Annotated in this window: 11 protein-coding genes; 3 read left to right on the plus strand and 8 right to left on the minus strand. The window is 70.8% G+C overall.

What is annotated here, in order from left to right; genetic code table 11:
- Nucleotides 1-83: 83 nt before the first annotated feature.
- Both rpmA and rplU read right to left on the minus strand, forming a co-directional pair.
- Nucleotides 84-335 (minus strand): 50S ribosomal protein L27, encoded by a 252-nt coding sequence (gene rpmA / locus I5E_RS01070; protein ID WP_022905368.1) that lies wholly within the window; start codon nt 333-335, stop codon nt 84-86.
- A 14-nt stretch (nt 336-349) separates the two neighbouring features.
- Nucleotides 350-658: a 50S ribosomal protein L21 gene (gene rplU, locus I5E_RS01075; RefSeq protein ID WP_022905369.1), complete on the minus strand. Its 309-nt coding sequence runs from the start codon at nt 656-658 to the stop codon at nt 350-352.
- Nucleotides 659-837: 179 nt separating this feature from the next.
- Here rplU and I5E_RS01080 point away from each other — a divergent pair, with 179 nt between their 5' ends.
- Nucleotides 838-1,110 (plus strand): DUF4031 domain-containing protein, encoded by a 273-nt coding sequence (locus tag I5E_RS01080; protein ID WP_022905370.1) that lies wholly within the window; start codon nt 838-840, stop codon nt 1,108-1,110.
- 532 nt (nt 1,111-1,642) lie between these two features.
- Here I5E_RS01080 and I5E_RS25060 read toward each other — a convergent pair.
- Together I5E_RS25060 and I5E_RS01090 are read right to left on the minus strand one after the other, a co-directional pair.
- A complete protein-coding gene (locus tag I5E_RS25060; protein ID WP_022905371.1) occupies nt 1,643-2,404 on the minus strand; it encodes a hypothetical protein in 762 nt (253 codons plus the stop codon).
- A 281-nt stretch (nt 2,405-2,685) separates the two neighbouring features.
- Nucleotides 2,686-5,577 (minus strand): Rne/Rng family ribonuclease, encoded by a 2,892-nt coding sequence (locus tag I5E_RS01090; protein WP_022905372.1) that lies wholly within the window; start codon nt 5,575-5,577, stop codon nt 2,686-2,688.
- Between the two features lie 328 nt (nt 5,578-5,905).
- Between I5E_RS01090 and I5E_RS01095 the strand changes: the two genes are divergently transcribed.
- Both I5E_RS01095 and I5E_RS01100 read left to right on the plus strand, forming a co-directional pair.
- Nucleotides 5,906-6,508, plus strand: coding sequence for a vitamin K epoxide reductase family protein (locus I5E_RS01095; RefSeq protein ID WP_031260945.1), 603 nt, complete (start codon nt 5,906-5,908; stop codon nt 6,506-6,508).
- 100 nt (nt 6,509-6,608) lie between these two features.
- Nucleotides 6,609-7,460, plus strand: a complete 852-nt coding sequence (locus I5E_RS01100; protein ID WP_031260947.1) for a DsbA family protein — start codon at nt 6,609-6,611, stop codon at nt 7,458-7,460.
- Between the two features lie 72 nt (nt 7,461-7,532).
- On the opposite strand, the gene I5E_RS20840 is transcribed toward I5E_RS01100, so the two are convergent.
- The 4 genes from I5E_RS20840 to I5E_RS01120 all read right to left on the minus strand — a co-directional run.
- Nucleotides 7,533-8,381 (minus strand): DsbA family protein, encoded by an 849-nt coding sequence (locus I5E_RS20840; RefSeq protein WP_022905374.1) that lies wholly within the window; start codon nt 8,379-8,381, stop codon nt 7,533-7,535.
- Nucleotides 8,382-8,397: 16 nt separating this feature from the next.
- Nucleotides 8,398-8,817: a nucleoside-diphosphate kinase gene (gene ndk / locus I5E_RS01110; RefSeq protein WP_022905375.1), complete on the minus strand. Its 420-nt coding sequence runs from the start codon at nt 8,815-8,817 to the stop codon at nt 8,398-8,400.
- A 36-nt stretch (nt 8,818-8,853) separates the two neighbouring features.
- Nucleotides 8,854-9,261, minus strand: a complete 408-nt coding sequence (locus I5E_RS01115) for a DUF4233 domain-containing protein (RefSeq protein ID WP_022905376.1) — start codon at nt 9,259-9,261, stop codon at nt 8,854-8,856.
- A partial coding sequence (locus tag I5E_RS01120; protein WP_022905377.1) for a bifunctional folylpolyglutamate synthase/dihydrofolate synthase occupies nt 9,258-10,335 on the minus strand: 1,078 nt, incomplete at its 5' end. The genes I5E_RS01120 and I5E_RS01115, both read right to left, overlap by 4 nt.

Below are 10,335 nucleotides of genomic sequence, written 5' to 3' on the forward strand. Positions count from 1 at the left end.
GTCCCTCCTTGGTGTTGCAACGAAAGAACGGGAGGGGCGCGCTCGTGGCCCGCCCCTCCCGCAGAGTCAGATCGTCGAACTGCTTACGCGTTGACGATGTTGACGACCTTGCGGCCGCCCTTGGTGCCGAACTCGACCGAACCGGCCGAGAGGGCGAACAGCGTGTCGTCGCCACCGCGGCCGACGTTGGCGCCCGGGTGGAAGTGGGTACCGCGCTGGCGCAGGATGATCTCGCCGGCGTTGACGACCTCGCCACCGAAGCGCTTCACGCCGAGGCGCTGTGCGTTCGAGTCACGACCGTTGCGAGTGGAGCTCGCACCCTTCTTGTGTGCCATCTTCTACTCCCGCCTTACGCGATCGAGGTGATCTTGACGCGGGTGAGCTCAGCGCGGAAACCCTGACGCTTCTTGTACCCGGTCTTGTTCTTGAACTTCTGGATGACGACCTTGGGACCGCGGAGGTCCTCGAGCACCTCGGCGGTGACCGTCACGTTGGCGAGCTCGGAAGCCGCCGACGTGATCTTGTCACCGTCCACGAGGAGCACCGGGGCGAGGTCGATGTTGCCCTTGTCGTCGGCCTTGGCACGGTCGATCGTGATGATCGTGCCGACCTCGACCTTCTCCTGACGGCCGCCGGCGCGCACTACTGCGTAAACCACGTGGAAATCCTTACGTAACTCTGCTTGAGGGAAGTCTCGGGTGCCCACTTCTGCACGAGCGGTTCCCGGAGGGCCGGGCCCGATCGGCGACGCAGGCAGAACGGCCCGCTGACACCAGGGATCGAGAATACTCGATGCCCCCAGGTCCGGTCAAACGGCGACGCACGTACGATTGCCGTGTGACCGTGATGATCGACCCGCCGACGTGGCCCGCTCACGACACTCTGTGGTCGCACCTCGTCAGTGACACATCATACGACGAGTTGCACGAGTTCGCCCGACGGGCCGGTATCCCACGGCGCGCGTTCGACCACGACCACTACGACGTGCCGCTCGCGCGCTACGACGAACTCGTCGCCGCGGGGGCCACGGCGGTCACCGGTCGCGAGCTGGTGCTGCGGCTGATCCGCAGCGGGCTGCGGGTCGCGCAGCGGGACAAGCACACGTTCTGACCGGCCGCGGCCGGGCCGCTGCGGGGCCGCGGCGGCTGCGCGCGGCGACGGGCGGCGACGATGGTGGTGCGCTGGCGCACCGTGCGCGGTCGTGCACTCCGTGCGAGGTTGCCCGCACCGTGCGCCGCCACAAGCAAGCACCACGCGTGCAACCTCGCACCCGGCGACGAACGCCGCCCCACGGCAGCCAGGAGGCGCGACACACGCCCGCCACGCCGCACCGTGCGCGGTTGCGCACTCCGTGCGAGGTTGATCGCACCGTGCGGCGCCACAAGCAAGCACCACGCGTGCAACCTCGCACCCGGTACCGAACGCCGCACCACGGCAGCCAGGAGGCGCGACACACGCCCGCCACGCCGCACCGTGCGCGGTCGCGCACTCCGTGCGAGGTTGATCGCACCGTGCGGCGCCACAAGCGCGCACCACGCGTGCAACCTCGCACCCGGCAACGAACGCCGAACGCCGCACCACCGCGCGACCCAGCGCACGGGGCCGCGAACGGCCCACGAGGCCACAGCGGGCCGCTGAGCGGTCAGCGAGCGGCCGGAGGACCCCAGGGGTTCGACGGAGCCTGCGGCGGCGCGGACGGGGGCACCGGCGGCCACTGCGCACCCGGCTGACCAGCACCCGGCTGACCAACACCCGGCTGACCAGCACCCGACTGTCCGGACTGTCCCGGCTGGCCGTGCGGCGGCTGGCCGGAGAGACCCGGGTGGCCCTGCCCTCCGGGCTGGCCCTGCACACCCGACGCGCCGGACTGCACCGTCGCCGGGGGCACGGCGTCGGCCGGACGGACCGTCCCGGGCGTGCCGGGAGCCCCGAGCGCCCGACGACCGCCCCGGGGACGCCCGAGCCAGAGCCACGCCGCGGTGGAGGTCGCGATGAGCATGAGCGTGAACGGCACACCGGACTGCAGCGGCCGGGTGACGACGTCGATGAGGATCTGCGCGCCCCCGGACCGGACGGCACCGAAGGTCCCCGTGAACACCCCGACGAGCGCGAGCGCGATGGTGCCGGCGGCTCCGGCGAGCACGGCACGGAGGAGGACCGTCGGCAGCGGACTCCGACGGTCGATGGGCGCGAGGAACGCCAGGGCGAGGAACGCTCCGGCGTAGAACGGGAAGGGCGCGGCGAAGACCCCGGACACGAACCCGCCGATGAGGCTGCCGCCGGCGCCGTAGCTGGCGAACGGGTGCACGACGAACGAGGCGCCGAGCAACCCGATGAGGCCCGAGACGAACTCGACGAGCACGATCGACACGACCGCGATGAGCGCCCCGGCGGTGTTCGTCACCGAGGCTCCCGGCGCGAAGGCCCGGCGCGGGTCCGCCGCTGCCCGGGGCGGTCGGGGAGCCGGGTAGGGCCCACCCTGGTACGGCGCACGTTGGTACGGCCCACCCGCGTACGGCCCGCCCTGCGGTGCACCCGCGTACGGCGTACCTTGCGGCGCACCCGGGTCCGAACCGCCCTGGGGCGCCCCGTACGGCTGCGCCGGCGGCGCGGGCTGTGACCAGCCCGCGCCGTAGTACCCGCGATCGTGCTGCGACCGCTGCGGGTCGCCGGGGTTCGACATCGTCAGTTCCCCAGGATCACGGCGCCGTCGTCGGTGTCGTCACCCTCGGCCGTCGCCGGCGCGCTGATGCTCGGGGACGAGACACGACGGGACCGCGAACGCCCCTGCCCCGGCTGCTTGGGCTCCGGGAGCGCCTGCAGGACGGAGTCGAGCAGGGACTCGGCGTCGCCGCTGACCCGGCGCGGTTCGCGCTTCGTCGCCGCGATCGGGATGTCCAGGATCGCGACGGACGTCTCGGTCGGCGTCACCGGGGCGCTCGAGCTCACGCGGCGTCGGGTCGGCGCCTTGGCCGGGGCCTCCTCGGCGACCGGAGCAGCAGCCGGAGCGGCAGCGACCGGCTCGGCCACAGCCGCAGGAGCAGCACCGGAAGCAGCAGGAGCGGCAGCAGCAGGAGCGGCAGCAGGCTCGGACGCAGCCGGCGCACCGGACGTGTCCGACGAGCCGGAAGCGGTCTCCACCGTCGACTCGGGTGCACCGGCACCGCGACCACCGCGACGACGACGACGCTTCGGTCCGGACGGCTGCTCGCCGTCGGACGCAGGCGCATCCGCAGCCGACGCGGCCGACGCAGCCGATGCCGACGCCTCCGACGCCTCCGACGCACCCGACCCGGCCGACGGCGCGGAGGCCGGAGCCGCGGCCCCGTCGTGCTCCTCGTGCGGGATGGTCGAAGCGGCGATCCGGGACAGCGCGTTCTTCACGTCGTCCGTGATCTGGTGCGCGTGCGAGCTGTTCGACGACCCGTTCGACGACGAACCGTTGCCCCCGCCGTTGCCGGAGGTGTTCCCGTTGCCGTTGCCGTTGCCGTTCCCGTTGCCGGCCCCGCCGCGGCTCTTCCGACGGCTCTTGGACGGCCCCGGGTCGGCGTTGTTGTCGTTGACCTTGGCGTTGACCTCGTCGAGGGACTCGCGGAGGCCGACACCGATCTTCTTGCGGGTCATCTGCACGAGGCCGAGCGAGGTGACCTCGGCGACCTGGTGCTTCGTGCGGTCACGGCTGAGGCACTCGATGAGGCGACGCAGCACGAGGTCGCGGTTCGACTCGAGCACCATGTCGATGAAGTCGACGACGATGATGCCGCCGATGTCGCGCAGGCGGAGCTGCCGGACGATCTCCTCGGCCGCCTCGAGGTTGTTCTTCGTGACGGTCTCCTCGAGGTTGCCGCCGGACCCGACGAACTTCCCCGTGTTGACGTCGACGACGGTCATGGCCTCGGTGCGGTCGATCACGAGCGAGCCACCGGAGGGCAGCCACACCTTGCGGTCGAGCGCCTTCTCGATCTGCTCGTTGAGGCGGTGCTCCTCGAACGAGTCGGGCCCGTCGTAGATCTCCACCCGGTCCTTGAGGTCGGGCGCGACCGCGGTGAGGTACTCGTCGATGGTCTCGCGCGCGGCGGACCCGTCGATGATGAGCTTCGTGAAGTCCTCGTTGAAGACGTCGCGGACGATCTTCACGAGCAGGTCGGGCTCCGAGTGGAGCATGACCGGCGCCTGGCCGTTCGCGACCTTCTTCTGGATCGCCTCCCACTGGCTGGTGAGGCGCTGCACGTCGCGGGTGAGCTGCTCCTCGGTGGCGCCCTCGGCGGCGGTGCGGACGATGACGCCCGCGTGCTCCGGGAGGACCTCCTTGAGGATCTTCTTCAGCCGCGCCCGCTCGGTGTCCGGCAGCTTGCGGGAGATGCCGTTCATCGAGCCGTTCGGCACGTACACGAGGTAGCGACCGGGCAGCGAGACCTGGCTCGTCAGCCGGGCGCCCTTGTGGCCGACCGGGTCCTTCGTGACCTGCACGAGCACCTTGTCACCCGGCTTCAGCGCGGCCTCGATGCGACGGCCGTGGTTGCCGGTGTCGACCGAGTTCCAGTCGACCTCGCCGGCGTACAGCACGGCGTTGCGCCCGCGGCCGATGTCGACGAACGCCGCCTCCATCGAGGGCAGCACGTTCTGCACCTTGCCGAGGTACACGTTGCCGATGAGCGACACGTTGTGCGACTTCGTCACGTAGTGCTCGGCGAGGATCCCGTCCTCGAGCACGCCGATCTCGATCTTCGAGGCGCTCGACCGGACGATCATCTGCCGGTCGACGCTCTCGCGACGGGCGAGGAACTCGTCCTCGGTGACGACCTGGCGACGCCGTCCGGCGTCGCGACCGTCGCGACGGCGCTGCTTCTTGGCCTCGAGTCGCGTCGAGCCCTTCACCTTCTGCGGCTCGGTGATGTACTCGACCTCGCGGCGGCGGGGCTCCAGGTGGTCGCGCGGCTCACGCGGCTCACGGCCCTCGCGCGGCTCACGGCCCTCGCGGTCGGCGCTCGTGCCGCGACGGCGCGAGCGACGGCGGCCACCGGGCTGCTCGTCGTCGTCGTCCTCGTCGTGCCGCGGCGCGCGCTCGGGCAGGTCCGGCAGCACCGGCGCGTGGAAGATCAGGCTGAGCGTGCTGGTCGCCTTGGGGACGAACGGCTCGTCGGCGGACTCCGCCGGACTGGAGGCGCGGCTCACGTCCGCCCCGGCCGTGGCGGCCGGTGCGGCAGCGGTCTCGGCGTCGTCACCGACGGCGATCACCGGCAGGTCGCCGGTGAGGGTGCTGACGTCGTGCGGCTCGTCACCGCCGGCGGTCGCCTCGACGGCGACCGACACGGTGGGCGCCTCCGGCGCTCCCCCGGCGTCCGGCGTTGCGTCCGTCACCGCGAGCGCCTCCGCGCCGACCTCCGTCGGAGCGTCGCCGGCGTCGGAGACGCCGTCTGCCGGGGACCCGGTCACCTGCTCGACGGGACCCGTCTGCAGGGCGTCCCCCCGTGCCTCCTGGCCGGTCGACCGGGCACGCCGACCGCCGAACAGGCGGCTGCGACGCTTCGGTGCGACTTCTTCGTTGTTCGTGTNGTCGTTGTTCTGCTCCACCATGGACCTGGTGCACTCCTTGACCCCGCTCGCGTCCTGACGGACGGCGGGAATTCTGTAGTTGTAGCGGGTGGCGACCACGCCCCCGCGTTCGCTGTCTTGTGGCCGGTGCGTCAACTTGTGGTGTCCGCAGCCGTTCCGTCGGGCACCCGGCCCGATCGGCTCGGCGTCGGAGTGACGCGCGTCCCGGTCACGGTGCGCTCTCACCGCACCTGATCGTCCGGGCTGGGCCCGGAAAGCTTTCGTCGTCGTGCGGATGGCCGCACGACCTCCAGGGATTATCGCATGCCGCACCGGGAAAGGACCGGATCGAGCGTGCGATGATGACGCCGTGAGCACGCCAGCACCCGCAGCCCGCCGTCCGATCGCCATGGCCGTCTTCCTCCTGGTCACCGGCGTGGTGGGCCTGTTCGGGTCCTTCTCCCTCGTCCTCGACGAGTTCGCCAAGTACGCGAACCCGAAGCAGGCCCTGTCGTGCGACGTCAACCCGTTCATCAGCTGCTCCGACGTGATGGCCAGCTGGCAGGGTCACCTGTTCGGCTTCCCGAACCCGCTGCTCGGCGTGATGGGCTTCGTCGCGCCGATCGCGGTCGCGATCATGCTCCTCGCCGGGTTCCGGAACGGCTCGCGGTGGTTCTGGATCGCGTTCAACGCGGGCGTGTTCCTGGCGTGGGTGTTCGTCACGTGGCTCTTCACCCAGACCGTGTGGTTCATCGGCGCGCTGTGCCCCTGGTGCATGCTCGTCTGGTCGATGACGATCCCGATGTTCTGGGTGTTCACGATCTGGAACGCCGCACAGGGGCGTTTCGGCGCCGGCGCACAGCGGGTCGGCCGGACCCTGCTGCCGTTCTGCTGGGCGTTCCCGCTGGCGAACTACCTGTTCATCGTGGTCACGATCCTCATCAAGTTCCCGACGATCCTCTCGTCCTTCTGATCGTCCGCTGAGCGTCACCGATGACGCGTCATCGAATTCCTGGGTCCTTCCCAGCCAGATCGGCCGATCGGCACACCCGTTCGACCTACGCTCGATGGCGATGAGCGAGAACGAGAGCAAGAAGGCCCGGCGGGAGGCGGCGCGGGAGCGCGCACGCCTCGCCCGCGCGAAGGAGCAGGCGCGTCGACGCCGCAACAAGACGCTGGGGATCAGCGGCATCATCGTGGGTGCGCTCGCGGTCGCCGCGATCGTCGTCGTGGTGGTCGCGAACTCCGTGCAGCCCGCGGGCCCCGGGCCGAGGAACATGGCGAGCGACGGCGTGCTCCTGAAGGGCTCGAACGGGCAGATCGTCCCCGTGACCACCAAGGCGACGCCGGAGGGCGGGACGCCGACGCCCACGAAGCAGGACGACTCGGTCGCGAACATCACCGTGTACTCGGACTACATGTGCCCGTACTGCAACCAGTTCGAGACCAGCCAGATGTCCCAGATCAAGCAGTGGGTGCAGGACGGCTCGGCGACGCTCGAGCTGCACCCGTTCAACCTGCTCGACCGCGTGTCGCTCGGGTCGAAGTACTCGACGCGCTCGGCGGCAGCCGCGGCCTGCGTCGCGAACTACGACCCGGACGCGTTCCTGGCGTACAACACGTCGCTCTACGAGAACCAGCCGTCCGAGAGCACCCGCGGCCTGACGAACGACAAGCTCGCATCACTGGCGAAGGCCGCCGGGGCGACGAACGAGCACGTGGCGTCCTGCATCACGCACCAGACGTTCGCCGGGTGGGTCGCCGACGCGACGAACCGGGTGCTGAACGACCCGATCCCGAACTCGTCGCTCGACAAGGTCACCGGGACCCCCACCGTGATCGTGAACGGCAAGCAGTACAACGGCTCGCTCACCGACACGGACGCGTTCGCGGCGTTCGTCGAGCAGAACGGTGGGAAGGCGTAGTCCCACTCCGCGCCGGTACGACGACGGCCCCCGCTCCCGGTCGGGAGTGGGGGCCGTCGTTCGTGGTGCGTGCTACTTCGACGCAGCGTCGATCTCGGTGATGACGTCCGTCAGCGTGGCGATCTTCTTGCCGTTCACGAGGACGGTCGGCGTGCCGAAGCCCTGCGTGCCCTGCAGTGCGGGATCGGCCAGCACGGCGTTCGTGGACTTCGTCACCCAGCCGCGGAACCGTTCGCTCGACAGGCACGAGGAGACGTCCGACCCGGTCGCACCGCCCGCCTTCACGAGCTTCGCGATCTCGGCGTTCGTCAGGCCCTTCGTGCCCTCCTCCGGCTGGTTGTCGAAGAACTGCGTCTGGACGTCGAGGAACGTGTCCGGGGCGTAGTTCGCGACGCACATCGCGGCGTTCGCGGCACGGCTGGCGTAGCGCGAGTTCTGGTAGCTGCGGTCGAGGATCGACACGGGCTGGATCGCGAGCGTCGCGTCCCCGGACTTCACCTTGTCGAGGATCTGGTCGGCGTAGGCCGCCTCGAACTGCTTGCAGACCGGGCAGGCCCAGTCGACGTACTCGGTGACCTGGACCTTCCCGTCGGCGGCCGCGGTGGGCACGGCCGACGGGGTCGCGGACGCGCCGACCGCCGGGGTGGTCACCGGGGTGACCTCGCCGCCGCTGCCGGTGAACTGGATCGCGCCGGTCGCCATGTTCTTCGGTCCGGCCGCGGACACGGCGGGCTGGTTGTTCACGTTCACGACGACGATGGCGACGACGGCCGCGATCGCGATGATGCCGAGGCCGATGCCGCCCTGCAGGAACCAGCGGTTGCGACGCTTGCGGCGCTTCTCAGCCTCGGCCCGCTGCCGGGCGACGTCACGGGCGTGCTGGCGACGCTCGTTCTTCGAGGGACGGTCGTTGTTCGTCACGCGGCGCTCCCGGAGCTCAGGCGAACCAGAGGGCGAGCTCGCGTGCCGACGACTCGGGGCTGTCCGAGCCGTGCACGAGGTTCTGCTGGACCTTGAGGCCCCAGTCGCGGCCGAGGTCGCCGCGGATGGTGCCGGGGGCGGCCGAGGTCGGGTCGGTGGTGCCGGCGAGCGACCGGAAGCCGGCGATCACGCCGTTGCCGGCGAGGCGCACGGCGACGACCGGGCCGGACTGCATGAACTCGACGAGCGGCTCGAAGAACGGCTTGCCCTGGTGCTCCTCGTAGTGGGCGTCGAGCAGGTCGCGGGGCGCAGTCAGCATCTTCAGGTCGACGATCTCGTAGCCCTTGGCCTCGATCCGGCGGAGGATCTCACCGGTGAGCTGGCGGGCGACGCCGTCGGGCTTGACGAGGACGAGGGTCTCTTCGAGATCGGACACGCAGAACTCCTGGTGTTTCGTGGTCGAACGGGGTGGTCAGTCCTCGCCGAGGGCCGCGCGTCTCGCGGCGTTCTGACGGTCGAGCTGACCGCCCTTGACGAAGCAGAAGACCCACAGCGCCAGGAACACCACGGCCACGGCGAACATGAACGGTTCGATGAACCCGGTGGCGAGGATGGCCGCCTGCAGCAGCCACCCGAACCCTACACCGGCCCGGTTGCCGGTCAGACGTGAGGCCAGCGCCAGCACCACCATCGCACCGATGCCACCGCCGAACGCGACCGCCGGCGGAAGTGTCCCCTTGCCGAAGACGACGAGCATCGGGAAGAAGAACATGATCGCCTCGAGCACGAGACTGATCGACAGCAGGCTCTCGCGCGCGCCGCGTTCGCGACGCGGCTTCCGCACCCGGGCGGGCCTGGAGGCGCGGCTCGGCTCCGTCACTTCGCCTCGCCCTCCGCGTGGACCAGGTCCATGACCCGGCCCACCATCACGATCGAGCCGGCGACGAGCACCATGGCGTCGTCCGCCTCGGCGTCGTCGGCGAGGTCACGCGCCTCCTGCAGGGCGGCCGCGAGGGACGGCTCGACGACCACCCGGTCCTCGCCGACCTCGTCGACGACGACGCGCGCGAACGCGTCCGCGTCGAGCGCACGCTCCCCCGGTGGCTGGGTCACCACGAAGGTCGCCACCGTGTCCTTGAGCGCGCGGACGAACCCGCGGGCGTCCTTGTCGCCGAGGATCCCCACGACGCCGACCACGTGGCCGGACGGGAACGCCACGGGCAGCGCCTCGGCGAGGGCACGGGCGCCGTGCGGGTTGTGCGCCGCGTCGACCACGACGGTCGGGTCCTGGGCGATCGGCTGGAGCCGGCCGGGGCTCGTCGCACCGGCGAGCCCCTCGGACAGGACGTCCTCGTCGAGGGGCTGGGAGCCGCGGCCGAGGAAGGCTTCGACGGCCGCGATCGCGACGGCGGCGTTGTCGGCCTGGTGGCGGCCGAACAGCGGCAGGAAGAGGTCGTCGTACCGACCGGCGACGCCCTGCACGGTGATGAGCTGCCCGCCGACGGCCGGCGTCACGTCGACGACCCGGAACGCCTCGCCCTCGACGGCCAGGGTCGACTCGGTGAGCTCGGCGGCGCGCTGGAGCTCCGCGAGCGCCTCGGGGGCCTGCGCGCTCGACACGACCGACGACGCGGGCTTGATGATGCCCGACTTCGTCCGGGCGATCTCGGCGACGGTGCTGCCGAGCTGCTTGGCGTGGTCGATCGCGATCGGCGTGAACACCGCCACCTGGCTCTGCACCACGTTGGTGGAGTCCCACTCACCGCCCATGCCGACCTCGATCACGGCGACGTCGACCGGGGCCTCGGCGAAGCACGCCAGAGCGAGGACGGTCAGCGCCTCGAAGAAGGTCAGCGGGAGCTCGCCCTTGGCCGTGAGCTCCTGGTCGGTCATCTCGAGGATCGGGGCGATGTCGTCCCAGTTCTCGACGAAGCGGTCCGGCTGGATCGGGCGC

Origin of the sequence: Curtobacterium sp. B18, from assembly GCF_000333375.1 — a bacterium.
Taxonomy (GTDB): domain Bacteria; phylum Actinomycetota; class Actinomycetes; order Actinomycetales; family Microbacteriaceae; genus Curtobacterium.